Here is a 19,201-nt window from a genome sequence, read left to right on the forward strand (position 1 = left end):
ACGAGCGGACCCCGCAAACACCAAGGCCTTCGCCCTGGATCACCCTGCCCATGGGCGGCGTGGACGTCTTCCCGACGCACCGTGCGGAGCCTCCGGGTACGCCGCCTGGCCGTGCACCCGGCCCCCGTCCGGCGGACACCGCAGCGCGGCGAGGGGCACCGGGACCGGCCGGCGTCCGTGTGTCACAGGGGCCGCATAGGCTGGTCGGATGCAGGAGCAGTACCGGACTCTCGCGCGCGAGGGTGTCCATGAGATCGAGATCAACAAGTCCCGCTTCCTCTGCGCGCTCGCACCCGTGGCGAGCGAGACCGAGGCCCAGGACTTCATCGCGCGTATCCGCAAGGAGCACCCGGGGGCGCGGCATCACTGCTGGGCGTATGTCCTCGGTGCCGACGGCGGCGTCCAGAAGGCGAGCGACGACGGGGAGCCGGGCGGTACCGCCGGCGTGCCGATGCTGCAGATGCTGCTGCGCCGCGAGATGCGCTATGTGGTCGCCGTCGTCACGCGGTACTTCGGCGGCATCAAGCTCGGCGCCGGCGGCCTGATCCGTGCCTACGGGGGAGTCGTCGGCGAGGCGCTGGACGTGCTGGGCACGGTCACCCGGCAGCGCTTCCGCCTGGTCACCGTCAGAGTCGACCACCAGCGGGCCGGCAGGGTCGAGAACGACCTGCGGACGACGGGGCGTGCGGTGCGCGAGGTCACGTACGGGGCCGATGTGCGTATCGAGGTTGGGCTGCCGGAGGCCGATCTGGACGGCTTCCGCGCCTGGCTGGCCGATGCGACGGCCGGGACTGCGGCGCTGGAGGTCGGCGGCGAGGCGTACGGGGAGCTGTGACGGGGGGACGGTGACGGGGAAGCGGTGACGGGGCGGGGGCGGGACCGCTGCGGCAGGCACCGGAAATCCTGTCCCAGCCGGTGCGCTCGGCTCCCGAGCGTGTCAGCCTGTGGCGCGGCGAGCACCGCCACGATCCGGCAAGCACAGTCGGCACGAGAAAGGGCCGCCCATGCCTGAACTCCTCGACGAGCGCGTGGGATTCGTCCGCCGTATCGGACTGTTCCAGGCCACCGCCATCAACATGAGCCAGATGTGCGGCATCGGCCCCTTCGTGACCATCCCCCTGATGGTGGCGGCGTTCGGCGGGCCGCAGGCCGTCATCGGCTTCCTCGCCGGCGCGGTCCTGGCACTCGCCGACGGGCTGATCTGGGCCGAACTGGGCTCCTCCCTGCCGGGCGCGGGCGGCAGCTACGTCTATCTGCGGCAGGCGTTCCAGTACCGCACCGGAAAGCTGATGCCGTTTCTGTTCGTGTGGACGGCGATGCTCTTCGTCCCGCTCGGGATGTCCACCGGAGTCATCGGCTTTGTGCAGTACCTGGGTTACCTCTGGCCGGGCATGAGCCAGGGCCAGGGCGATGCCGTCGGCCTCGTCGTCACCGTAAGCATCGTCGTGCTGCTGTGGCGGCGGGTGGAGAGCATCGCCAAGCTCACCGTCGTGCTGTGGACGGTGATGATCGCCTCCGTCGTCCTCGTCATCACCGCCGCCTTCACCCACTTCAGCCCGGAGAGCGCCTTCACCTACCCCGCGCACGCCTTCGAGCTGACGTCGTCCCACTTCTGGACCGGCTTCGCGGCGGGCCTGACCATCGGCATCTACGACTACCTCGGCTACAACACCATCGCCTACATGGGCGCGGAGATCAAAGCGCCCGGACGCACCATCCCGCGCGCCGTCATCTGCTCCATCCTCGGCATCATGACGATCTACCTGCTGTTGCAGATCGGCACCCTCGGCGTCGTCCGCTGGCAGGACATGCTCGATCCGAACAACCCGGCGTCCTCGTCGGTCGCCTCCGCCGTCCTGGAGAAGGCCTGGGGCAAGGGCCCCGCCGAAGCCGTCACCGTGCTCATCCTCGTCACCGCCGTCGCCTCCGTCCTCGCCGGACTCCTCGGCGGCTCCCGGATCCCCTACGACGCCGCCCGCGACCGGGTCTTCTTCCGCCCGTACGGCACGCTCCACCCGCGCCACCGCTTCCCCGTACTGGGACTGCTGACCATGGGGCTCATCATGGCCGCGGGCTTCCTCCTGGGCCGGCACACCGATCTGGCCACCATCATCCAGCTGCTGACCACCGTCATGGTGATCGTGCAGGCGCTGGCCCAGGTGGCCGCGGTCACCGTGCTGCGCCGCCGGCAGCCGACGCTGCGCCGCCCGTACCGGATGTGGCTCTACCCGCTGCCGAGCATCGTGGCGCTGGCCGGCTGGCTGGTGATCTACGGCTACGCGGACCGGAACTCACCCGGCAGACACCCCATCGAGTGGTCGCTGGCGTGGGTCGCGGCGGGCGTCGTGGCCTTTGTGCTGTGGGCGCGCTACGAGAAGGAATGGCCGTTCGGCCCGAAGCGGATCAGCGAGGAGTATCTGACGGAGGGGGCGACGGGCGCGGAGGGAGCGGAGCGGGGGGATCCGGATACCGAGCCGGTGTAGCCGCCGTCCACCGCCGCGGTCCATCGGCCGGGCGCCGTGCCCACGCCGCGCCACACCGTACGCGCCGGTACCGGCGGAGCGGCCGCCCCGGGGAAGTAGAAGTAGGGGGAGGGAGAAGCAGTCGTTCGGAGAGGTGGCGGACGGCATCACCAAGCGGGCGTCTGCCTGAGCCCGGCGGAGGCGCGGCATGACAAGCGACGACGAGGAACCCGGCGACCGGTGCCTGGTGACCGGGGCCACCGGCTACATCGGCGGGCGGCTGGTGCCGGAGCTGCTGGACGCCGGGTACCGGGTGCGGTGCCTGGCCCGCTCTCCCGAGAAACTGCGTGACCACCCATGGGCCGGCCGCGCGGAGGTGGTGCGCGGCGATGTCACCGACGCGGCGACGGTGCGTCCGGCGATGGACGGCATCGACGTCGCGTACTACCTCGTGCACGCCCTCGGCACCGGCTCCCGTTTCGAGGAGACCGACCGCAGGGCGGCCCGGATCTTCGGCGAGCAGGCCCGTGCGGCGGGCGTGCGGCGCATCGTCTACCTGGGCGGCCTGACACCCGCGGACGTACCGGAGGGGGAACTGTCTCCGCATCTGCGCTCCCGCGCCGAGGTGGGGCACATCCTCCTCGCCTCCGGGGTACCGGCCACGGTCCTGCGCGCGGCGGTCATCATCGGCTCCGGTTCGGCGTCGTTCGAGATGCTGCGCTATCTCACCGAGCGGCTGCCGGTCATGGTCACCCCCAGCTGGGTGCGGACCAGGATCCAGCCGATCGCCGTCCGCGATGTGCTGCGCTATCTCGTCGGTGCCGCCCGGATGCCGGACGAGGTCAGCCGCGCCTTCGACATCGGCGGTCCCGACGTCGTCACGTATCTGGACATGATGCGGCACTACGCGGCGCTCTCCGGCCTGCCGCGACGGCTGATCGTGCCGGTGCCGGTGCTCACGCCGCGGCTGTCCAGCTACTGGGTCGGCCTGGTGACGCCCGTACCGCAGGCCATCGCCCGGCCGCTGACCGAATCGCTTCGCTATGAGGTCGTCTGCCGGGAACACGACATCGCGCGGTACGTCCCCGACCGGCCGGGGCGCCCGGTTCCGTTCCCCACCGCGCTGTCGCTGGCACTGCAACGGGTACGGGAGGCCAAGGTGACCACCCGCTGGTCGTCCGCGGCCGTGCCGGGCGCGCCGAGCGACCCGCTGCCCACCGACCCCGACTGGGCCGGCGGCAGCCTCTACACCGATCGCCGCGAGCTCGCCGTCGACGCCTCCCCGGACGCGCTGTGGCGGGTCATCGAAGCCATCGGCGGAGACAACGGCTGGTACTCCTTCCCGCTCGCCTGGGCGGTGCGCGGCTGGCTCGACCGGCTGATCGGCGGCGTCGGGCTGCGCCGCGGCCGACGCGACGCGGACCGGCTGCGGGTGGGGGACTCGCTGGACTTCTGGCGCGTCGAGGAGATCGAACCCGGCCGGCTGCTGCGGCTGCGCGCCGAGATGCGACTGCCGGGACTGGCCTGGCTGGAGATGCGGGTGGAGCACGGCGCGTCGGGCGGCGCCCGCTACCGGCAGCGGGCGCTGTTCCATCCGCACGGACTGCTCGGGCACGCGTACTGGTGGAGCGTCTCGCCGTTCCACACCGTGGTCTTCGGCGGCATGGCCCGCAATATCGCGCAGGCCGCCACCGGCGCGCGGACCGGCGGCCGGGCCCGCTTCCGGCGGGCCCGCGGCAAGGACGGAACAGGGCCCCGATGAACCCCGATGAGGCCCCGGTCGGTCATCGGCGAGCGGGCGCGCCGCCCCCTGGCTCCCGGCCGCGCAGGGCCCGGAAGGGCATGAGCGCATGCACGGTCTTGCCCCGTGGCGTGACACACACGGAGGTGGCAACCGCCAGCCGGCGGACCATGGGCCAGCCGAAACCTCCCCCGTCACCGTCGACGTCGGGGCAGCGCCCCACGGGCGGGACGGGGCTGGAGTCGCTCACCGACACCACCACGGCGTCCCCGCAGACCGCCAGCCGCAAGGAGCACGAGGCGCCGTCCGCATGCCGTACGGAGTTGGTGACGAGCTCGGAGACGACGAGTACCACGGTGTCGGCGGCCTCCTCGTACACCGGGGGCCGCAGATCCGCCAGAAACCGCGTGGCGACGTCCCGTGCGGTGGCCGCCGCCTGCGGGCAGCGCTCCAGTGTCACCGCGTGCGCGGGTGGTGACGGGTTCAGGCGAAGGGCCGCGGTGCTGCTCATCAGGTCCGCCGCGATGCTGTTCACGAAGCGTCAATCCCTTCTCACGATCACTGCAGGGCCGGCGCCCGGTCACGGGCGTTGACCTGCCGCGCAACGTCTTTCACGGTCGCAGCGGCCATCTACCCCGGTCACGTTCCGTTATTCCGCGCGGATGGATGAGCGGGGCATCGGACCGCATTTCGGGACGGGACCTCCCGGATCTCCGAGACCGGCACCGGACCTCTGACGTGGGTGAAAAGATGAGGCGGAGGACGGACCACGGGCGGCCGGAAGCTAGCGTGGTCGTCGGCGTCCGGTGGCCCTGCGCGGCCCCGGCGCCGGGTGGCGGGGATCTGTGAGGAGAAGAGAAGAGATGCGTCCCGGGGCGGTTACGTGAGAGTCCTGCACACCTCCGACTGGCATCTGGGACGGTCGTTTCACCGTGTGAGCCTGCTCACCGCCCAGCGCGCGTTCCTCGATCACCTCGTCGAGACGGTCCGGGCCCGGGGGATCGAGGCGGTGCTCGTAGCGGGCGACGTCTACGACCGCGCGGTGCCGCCGCTCGCTGCCGTGGAGCTCTTCGACGAGGCGCTGCACCGCCTCGCCGGCCTCGGCGTCCCGACCGTCATGATCTCCGGCAACCACGACTCCGCCCGCCGGCTCGGCGTCGGCTCCGGCCTGATGCGGCAGGCCGGCATCCATCTGCGCACCGACCCGGCCGCATGCGGCACCCCGGTGCTGCTCGAGGACGAACACGGCCCGGTGGCGCTCTACGGACTGCCCTATCTCGAACCGGCCATGGTGCGCCAGGAGCTCGGCGCCCGGCGGGCCGATCACGCCGAGGTGCTGGCCGCGGCGATGGAGCGGGTACGCGCCGACCTGGCGGAACGGCCCGCGGGCACCCGTTCCGTGGTCCTCGCGCACGCCTTCGTCACCGGTGGCGCGGTGAGCGACAGCGAGCGCGACATCACCGTCGGCGGGGTGGCCTCCGTCCCCGCGGCCGTCTTCGACGGCGTCGACTACGCCGCGCTGGGGCATCTGCACGGCTGCCAGACGCTGACCGAACGCGTCCGCTACTCCGGCTCGCCGCTCGCCTACTCCTTCTCCGAGGCCACCCACCGCAAATCGATGTGGATCGTCGACCTCGACGCGGCGGGCACGGTGACCGCCGAACGGGTGGACTGCCCGGTGCCGCGGCCGCTGGCCCGTATCCGGGGGCCGCTGGAGTGGCTGCTCGACGACCCGGCGCTGGCGGCGCACGAAGCGGCATGGGTGGAGGCGACGCTCACCGACAGCTCCCGGCCGCACGAGCCGATGGCCAAGCTCGCCGCCCGCTTCCCGGGCATCATCAGCCTCGTCTTCGACCCCGACGAGGGCCCCGCCCGCTCGCTCGCCTCCTACGCCCAGCGGCTGCGCGGGCGCAGCGACCAGGAGATCGCCGAGGACTTCGTGGAACACGTACGGGCCGGACGCGCGGCCGACGCGGACGAGCGGGCCGAACTGCGGTCGGCCATCGATGACGTACGTGTCGACGACCTCGTGCACGAGGTGGCGCGATGAGGCTGCACCGACTGTCCCTCACCGCCTTCGGGCCGTTCGGCGGCACCCAGGTCATCGACTTCGACCGGCTGTCACGGGACGGGCTCTTCCTGCTGCACGGCCCTACGGGAGCGGGCAAGACCTCCGTCCTGGACGCCGTGTGCTTCGCGCTGTACGGGTCGGTGCCCGGGGCGCGGGGGAGCGGCCAGGCGCTGCGCAGCGATCTGGCGGAGCCGCTGACGCTGACCGAGGTGGTCCTCGAACTGACCGTGGCCGAGCGGAAGTTGGAGATCACCCGGCTGCCCGAGCAGTCGCGCCCCAAGAAGCGGGGCAGCGGGACCACCCGGGAGAAGGCGCAGAGCCGGCTGCGGGAGTTCGACGCGGCCGAGGGGGAGTGGAAGGCGCTGAGCCGGTCGCACCAGGAGATCGGTGAGGAGATCGGCCAGCTGCTCGGGATGAGCAAGGAGCAGTTCTGCCAGGTGGTGCTGCTGCCGCAGGGCGACTTCGCGCGCTTTCTGCGGGCCGATGCGGAGGCCCGCGCCCGGCTGCTCGGCCGGCTCTTCGACACCCGCAGGTTCGCCGCGCTGGAGGACCAGCTCAATGCGCGGCGCAAGTCCGCCGCCGACCGGGTCGCGGCGGGCGACGAACGGCTGCTGGCGCTGGCGCACCGGATGGCGCAGGCGGCCGGGGAGAACGGCGAACTCGACGACCTGTCCATTCCGGTGCCGGAGCGGGACGTTCGCGATGCGCCGCGCCGTGCCGGGGGGAGGGCGGCGGCCGCCGTCCCGAAGCAGAGCCGGGGCGCCGAGCGGACCGCAGCCGGTCCGGGTGAGCCCGGATTCGCCGACGCCGTACTGGTCAGGGCCGCCGTCGCCAGGGTCGGCGCCCGCGAATGGCTGGAGGTCGCCCAGGCCACGGTGCGCGCCGCCGAGGTGGCGGAACGGGCCGCTGCGGGGCGGCTGGAGGAGGCGCACGAGCGGGACCGGCTCCAGCGCCGGTACGACGACGCCCGCCGCCGGGCCGCCCAACTCGAGGCCCGCGCCGGGGAGCGGGAGGAGGTCCGGCGCAGGCTGGAGCGGGGCCGCGCGGCCGCCGAGGTCGCCCCGGCCCTCGCGCTGCGCGACGCCGCCTGGCGTGAGCTGGAGGCCGCGCAGGGCGCCGAGCGGCGGGCCAGGGCCGTACTGTCGCCGGAACTCGCGGAGGCCGAGGGCGATCGGCTCGCCGCGCTGGAACACCGGCTGAGGGGCGAATTGGGTTCGCTGGCGGCGGCCCGGCGGGCCGAGCGGCGGGCCGCCGACATCGGCCTGGAGCGCGCCGGACTGGACCGCGATGCGCGCGCCGACGAGCAGACGCTGCTGGACGCCGCTGAGTGGCTGGCCGGCTGGGACGCCGCCCGCGAGGCCCACCAGCGGCGCATCGAGACGGCGCAGGAGGCCGCGACCCGGGCCGAACAGCTCGCCGCCGAGCTCCGGCCCGCCGCCGAACGCCTCGCCGCGGCCCGTCGGCGCGACGCCCTCGGTGACGAAGTGCGGGCCGCGGAAGGGGAGTTGCTGCGCGCCCGGGAGGGCGCCGCGGCGGCCCACGAGAGCTGGCTCGACCTCAAGGAGCGGCGGCTGCGCGGTATCGCCGCCGAGCTCGCCGAGGGGCTGCGGGACGGCGAGGCGTGCGCGGTGTGCGGCGCCACCGAGCATCCCGAGCCGGCCCGCCCGGGCGCCGGACATGTCGACCGGGCGACCGAGGAGGCCGCGCTGGCCGGCCACCGCCGGGCCGAGGAGATCCGCCGGGACGCCGAGGCCGCCCGCCAGTCGCTCAAGGAGGCGCTGGCCGGTGCGGCCGCCACGGCGGGCGACGCCGCGACGGCCGAACTCGCCGCCCGTGCCGAGGAGTTGCGCCGGGACCACGCCCGCGACCACGCGACCGGCGCCGATCTGCATGCCGCCCGCGAGGCGTCCGACCGCGCGGAGCGCGAGTACGAGCGCCGCAGTGCCGAGCGGCAGCAGGCCGAGCGCCGGGTCGCCGCCCGCACCTCGCACCGCGAGGCGCTGGACCGCGAGCGGGCCGCGCTGGAGGAGGAGGTGAGCCGGGCGCGCGGTGACTGCGCCGGCGTGGCCGAGCGCGCCGGCCGGCTGGAGCGGCAGGTCGGGCAGCTCGCCGCCGCCGCGGACGCCTCCCGTACGGCGAACGCCTGCGCCGAGCGGTACAAGGACGCCGACGCCGGGCTCTCCGACGCCGCCTATCGCGCCGGGTTCGACACCCCGCAGGCCGCCGCCGAGGCGCTGGCACAGAGCGGCGAATGGCGGGCGCTGCAACAGCGCCTCGACGACTGGCGGGCCGAATCGGCCGCCGTGGCGGCGGAGCTGGCGAACCCCGAGGCCGTCGCCGCGGCGGCGCTGCCCCCCGCCGATCCGGACGCGGCCCGCACCGCGCACGAGGCCGCCGGGCACCGGCTGCGGAGCGCCGCCGCGGCCCAGGCGGCGGCCCGTGACCGCTGCGGCGAACTCGACCGGCTCTCCGCCCGTGCGGAGGCCGACGCCCGGGAACTGGCCCCGCTGCGTGCCGCCCACGACCGCATCGCAGGCCTGGCGGGGCTCGCCTCGGGCACCTCCAGCGAGAACGAACGGCGGATGCGCCTGGAGTCGTACGTCCTGGCCGCCCGGCTCGAACAGGTCGCGGCCGCGGCCGGCGAGCGGCTGCACAGGATGTCGTCGGGCCGCTACACCCTCGTCCACTCCGATGAACGGGCCGGCGGCACCCGGCGCTCCGGCCTCGGCCTGCATGTCATCGACGCCTGGACCGGCCAGGAGCGGGACACCTCCAGCCTCTCCGGCGGCGAGACCTTCTTCGCCTCGCTCGCCCTCGCCCTCGGCCTCGCCGATGTCGTCACCGACGAGGCGGGCGGCACCCGGCTGGACACCCTCTTCATCGACGAGGGCTTCGGCAGCCTGGACGAGCAGACCCTGGACGAGGTCCTGGACGTCCTGGACGGGCTGCGCGAACGCGACCGCAGCGTCGGCATCGTCAGCCATGTCGCCGACCTGCGTGCGCGCATCCCCGCCCAGCTGGAGGTCGTCAAGGACCGGTCGGGCTCGACCGTCCGGCACCGGGTGCAGGGCTGAGCCGTACGGGCCGGTGCGGGCTGCGGGGACCCACCGGCCCGCGGGATCCCGCCGCGGGGCCGGTCAGTGGCCGACGGGGCGGCGGGGGAGCGGCGAGGAGTAGACGACGCTGGTCGTCACGGCGCCGAGCGCCCCGATCCGGCCCGAGACCTCCTCCAGATGCCGCATCGAACGCGCGGCGACCTTGATGACGAAGCAGTCATCGCCCGTGACGTGATGGGCCTCCAGGATCTCCGGCGTGGTCTCCAGCAGATCGTGGAACGGCTTGTAGTTGCCGTTCGGATAGCGCAGCCGGACGAAGGCGAGCACCGACAGGCCGATCCGCTCCGGGTCGATCACCGCCGCATAGCCCGAGATCACCCCGGCGTCCTCCAGGCGGCGCACGCGTTCGGTGACGGCGCTGGCGGACATGTTCACGGCGCGCGCCAGCTCGGCGTAGCCCGCGCGGCCGTTGTGCTGCAGGACGTCGAGGATGCGCCAGTCGGTGGCGTCGGGGGAATAGCCGGTCATCCCCGCTGTCTAGCAGGGGAATCCCCGGCAGATCAAGGGTTTTGCCGGTGATCATCACTTCTCGGCCCGACCGGCGAACCATAGGTTATTGGCCATGATCACAGAAGCGACCGAGACGAACCGGACGCCGGGGCCCGCTCCTGCCGTCGCCCCCGCCACCAGCTCCGTCCTCGTCACCCCGCCCGCCGCGCCCGCCGACGCCGCCGCCTACTTCGCCGCGCGCCTCGCCTTCCACACCGATGTCGCCGATGTGCACGGCGCCCTCGCGGCCGGCGCCACCGAATTCGTCGTCGTCGACTCCCGCAGCACCGAGTCCTGGGACCAGGGGCACGTCCCCGGCGCCATCCATCTGCCCACCGCGCGCATCCCCCTGGACGCCGACGAGCTGCTGGACCCCGCCGTCCCCGTCGTCGTCTACTGCTGGGGTCCCGGCTGCGACGGCGCCACCCGCGCGGCCCTGGCGCTGGCCCGGCTCGGCTACCGCGTCAAGGAGATGCTCGGCGGCATCGAGTACTGGATCCGCGAGGGGTACGAGGTGGCCACCTGGCAGGGCACGGAACGACGCCCGGCCGACCCGCTGACCGCGCCCCTCGGGGCGGAGGACTGCGGCTGCTGAGCCGGGCCGCGGAGCGGAGCCGCGTCCGGTACACGAGGACGTACGGTCGACGAGGCCCCGGGCGTCGGCGGTCAGCCGGTGCCCGCGGCGACCAGCGCCTCGAACAACGGCCGGTGGTCCGCCTCCGCGGGCAGTCCGCTGACCTGGCCGTCGCCGACCTCCACCACCCGCCAGACGCCGTCCGCACGCAGCGCCAGATCCGTGGTCAGGAAACGCGGGCCCAACTCCCTTACGAAAGGCGCCACATGAGCGAGGTCGGGGGCAGGGCGCAGCCCGGGGGTGTCGGGGTGCGGGCCGGTCAGCACCGGCTCACCGTCCACCCACCACACCCGCGCCTCGCCCACCGCCCGCGTGAAGTCCTCGAAGGCGCGCAGCACCACACCGCCGGTCAGAAACTCCTCCTGGAGGGCGATGAAGCGCTCCACGACCGAGGTCAGGCGGGCGGTGTCGGCGGCGTTCGGGACGTAGGCCGCCTCCGCCCACTCGTGCTTACGGGACTTGACCCAGTCCTTGACCATCAGCGGACGGTCGCCGAACGTCCCGGCGAGCCGGGCCAGTTCCGTCTCCTGCGGGGCCCGGCCGGGTGCGCAGGGGAGCCAGGCGCTGTCCGGGGTGAGCGCGCGGAACGCCTCGTACCAGCCGGGGAGTTCATGGGCGGTGCGGTACGCGGCGGGGGAGGTCAGCAGCCGGCCGCCGCGGGCGGCGAGGGCCGCGGCCAGCGCGGCGTAGCGCTCTGCGGGCAGCATCCAGCCGCGGTACCAGACCGGCCCGGCATCGCGGGGGACCCGGGACACCGCTGCCGCCGCGTCCCCGGCCAGCAGCGCCTCATGGTCGAGGACCGCGGCCGTCGCCCCGGCCGCCCCCGCCGCGGCGGCCTCGGCCGCGAAGTGCGGGTCGGTACGCCGGGGGCGCAGCGGATCGCCGGGAAGCAGGAAGAGCGGCGGGGCGGGGTCCGTGGTCATCGACGGACCTTAGCAGCGGCCGGAATCGGCACTCCACCGAGAGCAACCGTCAACGGCTCCTGCCCCGGCCCACCCCGCCGCGGGGTCACAGCGCCGACAACTCGCTCAGCAGATCGTCCAGGCCCAGCGAGCCCTGCGAGAGCGCCGCCATGTGCCAGGCCTTGAGGTCGAAGTCCGCGCCGTGCCGGGCGCGGGCCGCCTCCCGGCCCTGGAGCCAGACCCGCTCGCCGAGCTTGTAGCCGATGGCCTGGCCCGCCATGCCCTGGTAACGGATGATCTCGCTCTCGACGAAGTCTGCCGGGCGGCTGCAGTGGCGCGCCAGGAACTCGTGCGCCAGCTGCGGCGTCCAGCGCTCGCCCGGGTGGAAGGGGGAGTCCGCCGGGATCTCCAGCTCCAGATGCATGCCGATGTCGATGATGACCCGGACGGCGCGCATCATCTGGGCGTCCAGATAGCCCAGCCGCCGCTCGGCGTTGGTCAGGAAGCCCAGCTCGTCCATCAGGCGCTCGGCGTACAGCGCCCAGCCCTCCGCGTTGGCGCTGACGATGCCCACGGTCGTCTGGTACCGGGAGAGCCGGTCGGCGACATGCGCCCACTGCGCCAGCTGGAGGTGATGGCCCGGCACGCCCTCGTGGTACCAGGTCGACACCAGGTCGTAGGCCGGGAAGCGGGTCTCGCCCATCGTCGGCAGCCACGTGCGGCCGGGGCGGGAGAAGTCCAGCGAGGGCTGGGTGTAGTACGGGGCCGCGGCGCTGCCCGCAGGGGCGATCCGCGATTCCACCCGGCGCACCCGCTCGGCGAGCTCGAAGTGGGTGCCGTCCAGCGCGTCGATGGCCTCGTCCATCAGCGACTGGAGCCACTGCCGGGTCTCCTCGACGCCCTCGACGGCCTCGCCGTGCTCATCGCACCAGGCCAGCGCCTCCCACGGCGTCTTCGCGCCGGGCAGGACCTTCTCGGCCTCGGTCTCCATCTCGGCCAGCAGCCGGTGGAACTCGGACCAGCCGTACGCATACGCCTCGTCCGGGTCGAGGTCGGCGCCGTTGTAGTAGCGGGCGAGGCGGGCGTAGCGCTCCCGGCCGACGACGTCCGGCGCGCCCGCGACGGCGGGCGCATAGCTGTCCCGGAACCAGTCGCGCAGCTCCACGAGCGCACCGGTCGCCACGTCGGCCGCCGCGGTCAGTTCGGCGCGCAGCACCTCGGGGCCCGGGTCGGTGAACTCGGCGAACCAGCTGCGGTCCTCGCCGATCCACTCGTCCAACTGCCCGATGACGGTGGTGACTTGGAGCGGACCGCCAGGCAGGTCCCGCTTGAGACCGGCGTCGAGCGCGGCGCGGTAGCCCTCCAGCGCGTCCGGTACCGCCCGCAGCCGCCGGGCGATCGCCGCCCAGTCCTCGTCCGTCTCGGCGGGCGTGATGGTGAAGACCTCGCGGACGTGGTGCAGCGGCGAGCTGAGGTTGCTGACCGTGCGCAGGCCCTCGCCCGCCTCGTGCACCGCCAGCTCCGCGGTCAGCCGCTCCCGCAGCAGGCGCGCGCAGACCTGCTCGGCGGAGCTGTCCGCGCCCGGCCGGGCCTCGGCCTCGGTGAGTTTCTCCAGCGTCGTACGGGCCAGCTGGGCCAGCGCTTCCTGGCCGGTGGGTGAGAAGTCGGGGAGCTTGCCGGAGCTCTCGGCGATGCCGAGGAAGGTGCCGGTGATGGGGTCCAGGTCGACGAGGGCGTCGACATAGGCATCGGCGATCTGACGGGGCAAGGGGCCGCCGTCGGAAGAAGTGGTGTTGGACATGCGGGCCATCCTCGTACGGATCACCCCGCCGCGTCACCAACAATAGGCCGGACGTTCCTGTCGCTTTGCGTCGTCATTGCCCAACGGCGCGGGCTGAGGGCCCAACGGCGCGGGGCCGGCCGGGCGTCACTGCGCCCGGCCGGCCCCGCGGTGACCTGCTCAGCGACGGCCGGGGCCGTCCTGGACCCGTACGGTCTCGAGGGCGGGCGACGGGGCGGCCACCCCCGCCGGGCGCGTGGTGATCACCAGCGTGCCCTCCTCGATCTGGTAGTCCAGCGGCAGCCCCAGACCGCGCATCGCCGCGACCATCCCGGTGTTGGAGGCCTGGGTGATGGCGTACACGCTCTCGCAGCCCGCCTCGGCCGCCATCGCCACCAGCCGGCGCAGCAGCTCCGCGCCGATGCCGCGCTGCTGCCAGGCGTCCTCGACCAGCAGCGCGACCTCGGTCTCGTCGCCGTCCCACAGCAGATGACCCAGCGCCACCAGACGGCCGGACGCGGTCTCCACCGCGAGGGTCCGGCCGAACCGGGGGCTGAGCAGATGCCCCAGGTAGCGGTCGGCGTCGGCGACCGGACCGTGGTAGCGCAGCGCGAGCGTGGCGGAGGAGCAACGGTCGTGCATCTCGCGGGCCGCTGCCTGGTCGCTGGTGTCGGCGCGGCGGATGGTGATCTCGTTGCCCTCGGGCAGCGTCAGCACATCACGCCGCGGCGGCACCCGCTGACCGAGCCTGGCGTCCAGGTCGACCAGGGCGCGCACACGGGCGAACTCGGTGGGAGTGAACGGCAACTGCGGCCTTTCGATGGTCAAGGACCCCCCGGAGGGGTCGCGGAACTTCATGGTGTGCTCGGCCAGCACGCCCTCGGCGGGCACCTTCTCGGCGAGCGGCTGCCCGCGCAGCGAACGCGCGGGAACGGAGTGGATCGTGCAGCGCCCCAGCAACTGGCGCAGTGCGAGCGGGAGTTCGGCGGAATCCAGGGCCGTACGGGTCGCCAGGCTCAGCATCCGGGCCGGCGCGTCGACGAGATCGTGGGTGTCCGCCCGCTCCAGCCAGGTGTGCGCGCCGCCCCCGCCGGCCACCGTACGGGTCAGTTCCTCGGGCGCGAGCGCGGCCGGCGCGCGCAGCAGGAACTCATCGACCGTACCGTCGGACAGCGGGTGGGCCTGGAGGCTGAGGATGTCCACCCGCTCCCCGGCCAGCGCCGTGCACAGCGCGGCCAGGCTGCCCGGCTCGTCCCGGACCGTGGTCCGCATCCGCCACAGCGCCGTCTCCTGCTCGGCGGCCACGGCGGGCCGCCCGGCGGAGGACGGCGCCGTGGCGCCGGTATCGGTCGGCGGCGGGGCGTTTTCGTGGCGGCGTGACCACCAGACGTGGAATCCGGCCGTGGCGACCAGGGCGACCGCCGAGGCGCACAGCAGCACCGGGCCCCGGGGGCCGTGCGCGACGGTATTGGCCACCACGTCCGCCACGGCCACGGCCGTGAACAGGGCGGCGAGCTCGACAACTTCCCGGCGCCAGTGATGGCGGCGGGCGGAATTGGCAGAGGAGGCTTCAGTCATGCAGACAGCCTTGCCGACCGGTGTTGCCTGATCGCCAACACTTTGTGTCCGACGGGTAAAAGACGCAATCGACGCATTGGTCCCTACTGCCCTACCCGTCCTGGTTGCAGCACCTTACTGAACAACACCTCTCCGCCCTCCTGACGCAACCGCACCGTCAGCTCCCCGCTGCCCCCGTCGATGTCGATCTCGCCGAAGTTCTGCGGACTCTCCGCGGGGGAGGTGTTGGCACGGTCCGGCGCCTTGATGAACGGCTGCGCGGGGCCGAACGTTCCATCCAGTTTCAGCGACTGGAAACCGCCCGCGTTCAGCGGCCCGGACACGAATTCCCAGAACGGCGCGAAGTCCTTGAACGCCGCCCGCTCCGGTGCGTAGTGCTGCGCCGACGTGTAGTGGACGTCCGTCGTCAGCCATACGGTGCCGGTCACCCGCTCGTGCTTGATGTGCCGCAGCAGCTCCGCCAACTGCAGCTCACGCCCCAGCGGAGCGCCCGGATCGCCCTGCGCCACCGCCTCGAAGTCGGTCTTGCCGTCCGGAACCACCAGCCCCAGCGGCATATCGGAGGCGATCACCTTCCACACCGCACGCGAGCGCGACAGCTCCCGCTTGAGCCAGCGCAGCTGCTCGGCGCCGAGAATGCCCTGCGGGTCATCCGTCTGGCGGCCCGGCGAGTTGGCGTTGCGGTACCGGCGCATGTCCAGGACGAACACATCCAGCAGCGGGCCGTGCCGTACCACCCGGTAGACCCGGCCCCCACGGTCGGCCCGCAGCGTACGGATCGGGAAGTACTCGCTGAAGGCGCGCAGCGACCGCGCCGCCAGCACATCCGCGTCCTTGACGGTGTACCGGTCGTCGTCGAGCAGCTGGCCCGGATACCAGTTGTTGTGCACCTCGTGGTCGTCCCACTGGGTGATCGTGGGCACCTGCGCATTGAACCGGCGCAGATTGTCGTCCAGCAGGTTGTAGCGGAACGCGCCCCGGAACTCCCCGAGCGTCTCGGCGACCTTCGCCTTCTCCTCGGTCGTCACATTCCGCCAGATCCGCCCGTCCGGCAGCGTCACCCGCTCCAGGATGGGGTTGTCGGCGTAGATGTTGTCGCCGCTGCACAGAAAGAAATCCGGGTCACGGCGCCGCATGTCCTCGTAGATGCGATAGCCGCCGCGGTCCGGATTGATGCCCCAGCCCTGCCCGGCCAGATCCCCCGACCAGTGGAAGCGGACGCCCGCCCGTCGCCCACCACCGCCCCAGTCGGAATCTCCCCCAGACTCCGTCCGGGGGGACCCCCATCGCGATGCACCAGTTGGATCGCGCCGTTCGGGCGCCGTCCGGAAGGTCCCGGTGACCGGCTCGCCGCTGCGCCGGGGATCGTCCGGGTCGGCGAGCAGCACCCGGTAGTGGATCTGCTCCCCGGACGGCAGACCGTGCAGCGAGGTGACCCCGGTGAAGTCCGTACCGGCCCCGATCACCGGCCCGTGCCAGGTCCTGGCGCCCCGGAACGACTCCGTCGCGGCGGTCTGCACGACCATCCGGGCCGGCCGGTCGGACCGCACCCACACCAGACCCGAGGACGTCGTCACATCCCCGACCTGCACGCCCCAGGCGGCGCTCGGCCGCCCGCTGCGCGCCTGCGCGGGCGCGGCACAGGCGAGCGAGGGCAGCGCCAGCACCCCGGAACCGGCCGCCGCGCCCCGCAACAACGACCGCCGGCCGAAGCCGTCGCCGGATCCCTGCGCCATCTGAAACCTCCATCGTCGAAACGGCTTTGGTGATGTGCTGTTCGTACCGGGAGCCGATGCCCGGCGCCCGAACGCACGGTGACGGGCGCCCGAACGGCGGGTGCCCCGCCCCGGTAACGGAGCGCCGGACTCAGCCCACCGTGTCGAGAATGACACGGGCCACCAGCCCGGGATCGTCGTTCATCGGCACATGCCCGCAACCCGGCAGCCGCACCAGCCGGGCGCCCGGAATCGCGTGCTTGGCGCGTACGCCCTGACGGGGCAGCAGCAGCCGGTCCCGGCTGCCCCAGCCGATGGTCACCGGAACGTCGGGCACATCGCCGGTGAACCGCACCGTCTGACCGGCCGCCAGCGTCGGCGCGAACCCGGGCGCCTCGCGCAGCGCCCGGGTCTCCGCCACCACCGCCTCGGCCGAACGGCGCCCGGGGTGGGCGTAGATGGAACCGGTCAGCGAGGCCCGCCCGATGACGGAGCGGGCCAGCGACTGCACCACCGGCTCCGGCAGCGCCTGCGCCCCCGCGTACATGCCGCGCAGCACACCGAAGGCGTACCGGCGCTCGGCCGGCGTCCAAAAGCCCGCGGGCGACAGCGCGGTGACCGACCGTACGGCCTTCGCCCGGCCCAGCTCCAGGGCCAGCAGCCCGCCCAGCGAATTGCCCACGACATGCGGCCGGTCCACGCCCAGTTCCCGGAAGGCCGCGGCGAGCAGCGGAACCACCGTCGCCAGGTCGTACGAGGAATCGCCGGGCAGCGCGGGCGAGGCCCCGAAGCCGGGCAGGTCCAGGGCGATCACCTCGTGGGAGGCGGCGAGGATGTCGGGGACCGGGCGCCAGGCCTGGAGATGGTGGCCGATGCCGTGCAGCAGGACGATGGGTTCGCCCGCGCCCTTGCGCTCGTAGGCGAGCGTGACGGCCGGCCCGTCGTCGGGGCGGATGCGGGCGAAGGAGACCGAGGCGGCCATGAGGGGACTCCTGTGGGGGTGAGGCGTGCGGTGTTGCCGGGGCGTGGGAACTCACGATGCCAGCCGTGGCCGGTGAGCGGTCCCGCAGGCCCGGCAGTGTGCCGCACACCACGCCATCCACCGCCCGCCGACTGCCGTTTGCGCTGGACAACGCGGCGACGGCCCGATGGGATGGCAGGGTGCCGACCCATTCCGCGACCGCTGCCACCGATGTCTTCGAAGAACACCGCCCCCTGCTGCACGGGGTGGCCTACCGCATGCTCGGCCGGGTGGCCGACTCCGAGGACGTCGTCCAGGACGCGTGGCTGCGCTGGGCGTCCGCCGACCGCAGCGAGGTACGGGAACCGCGTGCCTATCTGGTGCGCATCACGACCCGGCTGGCCATCGACCGGCTCCGCCAGGTGCAGTCCCGTCGCGAGTCGTACGTCGGGCCCTGGCTCCCCGAGCCCCTCGCCACGGACCTCGACGCCACCGCACCCGACACCGCGGAGCGGGCGGTCTTCACCGAGTCCGTGACGCTCGCCGTCCTCGTCGTCATGGAGTCGCTCTCCCCTCTGGAGCGCGCCGTGTTCGTGCTGCGCGAGGCCTTCGGCTATCCGTACGCGGAGATCGCCGAGGCCCTCGACCGCAGCGAGGCGGCGGTACGCCAACTGGCCGGACGGGCCCGCCGGCATGTGGAGGAGGGCAAGCCGCGCTTCCAGGTCGATCCGGACCGGCAGCGCGACCTGACCGAACGGCTCATGGCGGCCGCGGCCGGCGACGACCTGGAGGGCCTGCTGAAGCTGCTGGCGGCGGACGCGCGGCTGGTGGGGGACAGCGGAGGCAAGGCCAAGGCCCCGCTGCGGATCATCGAGTCCGCCGACAAGGTCGCCCGGTTCCTGTTCGGCGTCACCAGGTCCTTGCCCTCCGGCATGGAATACGCCCTCCTCGAACTCAACGGCGGCATCGCGCTGCTGGCGCACCGCGGCGGCACGCCGGACAGCGTCACCCAGTTCGACGTCGAGGACGGCCGGATCCAGACGGTCTACATCGTCCGCAACCCCGACAAGCTGGCTTCCCTCATGGCGAGCTGAGCCGCGGCCCGCAGGCCGGGCCGCGGACTCGACAGCACGGGCACCGGGCCGGCGAGCCGGTCCGCCGCGGCCGCCATCGACGCCTGGGCCAGCACGATCGCGTCGGCGTCCGGCACCTCCTGCGCCGCGGCGACGACCGCCGCCACAAAGCCCTCCGCATCGCCCGCCTCGAACCGCTCCCAGGCGCCCGCCACGAGCACCGTGGTCACCCGCACCTCGCGTCCGGCCCGCTCCGCCTCCTCGGCGATCAGGTCCCGGGTCGGGCCGAGCGTGCTCTCCAGCGCCGCGAGCACCACGATCCGCGGGCCCGCGGCGACCGCGGCCGCGGCCATCGGCCGGTCCACCCGCAGTACGGGCACGCCCAGCGCGGCACCGGCCGCCTCGGCCACCGAGCCGATCGTCGAGCAGGTGCACAGCGCCGCCTGGGCCCCCTCGCGGGCCGCCCCGGACAGCGCCGCCGCAACCTCCTCCGCCACCGTGTCGGGGCCCAGCTCCCGTGCCCGGTCGAGGAGTTCGGGCCGTACCAGGTGCCGCAGCGCGAGGCCGGGAGCGTCCTCGTCGCGCAGGGCGTCGAAGACCGGGACATGGACGGGCGAGGTGTGCAACAGGGCCAGCATGGCCGCAGGATAGCGAGCGCCCGGGCGGGGCGGCGGGCGCG

At 73.5% G+C, this 19,201-nt stretch carries 15 protein-coding genes; 7 read left to right on the forward strand and 8 right to left on the reverse strand.

Annotated elements, in window-relative coordinates; translation table 11 throughout:
- Window positions 1-208: 208 nt before the first annotated feature.
- The 3 genes from ACIRPT_RS03500 to ACIRPT_RS03510 all read left to right on the forward strand — a co-directional run bounded on the left by ACIRPT_RS03500 (window position 209) and on the right by ACIRPT_RS03510 (window position 4,224).
- A complete protein-coding gene (locus ACIRPT_RS03500) occupies window positions 209-835 on the forward strand; it encodes a YigZ family protein (protein ID WP_403821506.1) in 627 nt (208 codons plus the stop codon).
- A 169-nt stretch (window positions 836-1,004) separates the two neighbouring features.
- The gene (locus tag ACIRPT_RS03505) at window positions 1,005-2,483 is read left to right on the forward strand and encodes an APC family permease (protein ID WP_403821509.1); all 1,479 of its coding nucleotides are present in this window, start codon (window positions 1,005-1,007) and stop codon (window positions 2,481-2,483) included.
- A 187-nt stretch (window positions 2,484-2,670) separates the two neighbouring features.
- A complete protein-coding gene (locus ACIRPT_RS03510; RefSeq protein ID WP_403821512.1) occupies window positions 2,671-4,224 on the forward strand; it encodes an SDR family oxidoreductase in 1,554 nt (517 codons plus the stop codon).
- A gap of 22 nt (window positions 4,225-4,246) precedes the next feature.
- Here the strand turns inward: ACIRPT_RS03510 and ACIRPT_RS03515 are convergent, their stop codons facing one another.
- Entirely contained in the window at window positions 4,247-4,738 is a 492-nt protein-coding gene (locus ACIRPT_RS03515; RefSeq protein WP_403821515.1) for an ATP-binding protein, read from the reverse strand.
- Window positions 4,739-5,086: 348 nt separating this feature from the next.
- On the opposite strand from ACIRPT_RS03515, the gene ACIRPT_RS03520 reads away from it, so the two are divergent.
- On the forward strand, window positions 5,087-6,253 hold the full coding sequence (locus tag ACIRPT_RS03520; protein WP_403821518.1) for an exonuclease SbcCD subunit D: 1,167 nt from the start codon (window positions 5,087-5,089) through the stop codon (window positions 6,251-6,253).
- The gene (locus ACIRPT_RS03525) at window positions 6,250-9,348 is read left to right on the forward strand and encodes an AAA family ATPase (protein ID WP_403821520.1); all 3,099 of its coding nucleotides are present in this window, start codon (window positions 6,250-6,252) and stop codon (window positions 9,346-9,348) included. Before ACIRPT_RS03520 ends, ACIRPT_RS03525 begins: the two co-directional genes overlap by 4 nt.
- 63 nt (window positions 9,349-9,411) lie before the next feature.
- Here ACIRPT_RS03525 and ACIRPT_RS03530 read toward each other — a convergent pair whose 3' ends face one another.
- A complete protein-coding gene (locus ACIRPT_RS03530; RefSeq protein ID WP_403514436.1) occupies window positions 9,412-9,858 on the reverse strand; it encodes an Lrp/AsnC family transcriptional regulator in 447 nt (148 codons plus the stop codon).
- A gap of 94 nt (window positions 9,859-9,952) precedes the next feature.
- On the opposite strand from ACIRPT_RS03530, the gene ACIRPT_RS03535 reads away from it, so the two are divergent.
- The gene (locus ACIRPT_RS03535) at window positions 9,953-10,474 is read left to right on the forward strand and encodes a rhodanese-like domain-containing protein (protein WP_403821525.1); all 522 of its coding nucleotides are present in this window, start codon (window positions 9,953-9,955) and stop codon (window positions 10,472-10,474) included.
- 71 nt (window positions 10,475-10,545) lie between these two features.
- Here ACIRPT_RS03535 and ACIRPT_RS03540 read toward each other — a convergent pair whose 3' ends face one another.
- The 5 genes from ACIRPT_RS03540 to ACIRPT_RS03560 all read right to left on the reverse strand — a co-directional run bounded on the left by ACIRPT_RS03540 (window position 10,546) and on the right by ACIRPT_RS03560 (window position 17,470).
- Complete coding sequence (locus tag ACIRPT_RS03540; protein ID WP_403821528.1) at window positions 10,546-11,436, reverse strand: ATP-grasp domain-containing protein; 891 nt, start codon at window positions 11,434-11,436, stop codon at window positions 10,546-10,548.
- A gap of 85 nt (window positions 11,437-11,521) precedes the next feature.
- Entirely contained in the window at window positions 11,522-13,216 is a 1,695-nt protein-coding gene (locus ACIRPT_RS03545; protein ID WP_403821531.1) for a DUF885 domain-containing protein, read from the reverse strand.
- A gap of 159 nt (window positions 13,217-13,375) precedes the next feature.
- Window positions 13,376-14,773: a GNAT family N-acetyltransferase gene (locus tag ACIRPT_RS03550; protein ID WP_403821534.1), complete on the reverse strand. Its 1,398-nt coding sequence runs from the start codon at window positions 14,771-14,773 to the stop codon at window positions 13,376-13,378.
- An 83-nt stretch (window positions 14,774-14,856) separates the two neighbouring features.
- A complete protein-coding gene (locus ACIRPT_RS03555) occupies window positions 14,857-16,509 on the reverse strand; it encodes an alkaline phosphatase D family protein (protein WP_403821537.1) in 1,653 nt (550 codons plus the stop codon).
- Window positions 16,510-16,639: 130 nt separating this feature from the next.
- The gene (locus ACIRPT_RS03560) at window positions 16,640-17,470 is read right to left on the reverse strand and encodes an alpha/beta fold hydrolase (RefSeq protein WP_403821540.1); all 831 of its coding nucleotides are present in this window, start codon (window positions 17,468-17,470) and stop codon (window positions 16,640-16,642) included.
- A 179-nt stretch (window positions 17,471-17,649) separates the two neighbouring features.
- Between ACIRPT_RS03560 and ACIRPT_RS03565 the strand changes: the two genes are divergently transcribed.
- Entirely contained in the window at window positions 17,650-18,543 is an 894-nt protein-coding gene (locus ACIRPT_RS03565; protein ID WP_403821543.1) for an RNA polymerase sigma-70 factor, read from the forward strand.
- On the opposite strand, the gene ACIRPT_RS03570 is transcribed toward ACIRPT_RS03565, so the two are convergent.
- Window positions 18,495-19,160 carry an aspartate/glutamate racemase family protein gene (locus tag ACIRPT_RS03570; protein WP_403821546.1) on the reverse strand — a complete coding sequence of 222 codons (666 nt, stop codon included), beginning with the start codon at window positions 19,158-19,160 and terminating at the stop codon, window positions 18,495-18,497. The two genes, ACIRPT_RS03565 and ACIRPT_RS03570, sit on opposite strands and share 49 nt — an antisense overlap.
- Window positions 19,161-19,201: the final 41 nt, after the last annotated feature.

This window comes from Streptomyces sp. NPDC101227, assembly GCF_044767545.1.
Lineage (GTDB): Bacteria > Actinomycetota > Actinomycetes > Streptomycetales > Streptomycetaceae > Streptomyces.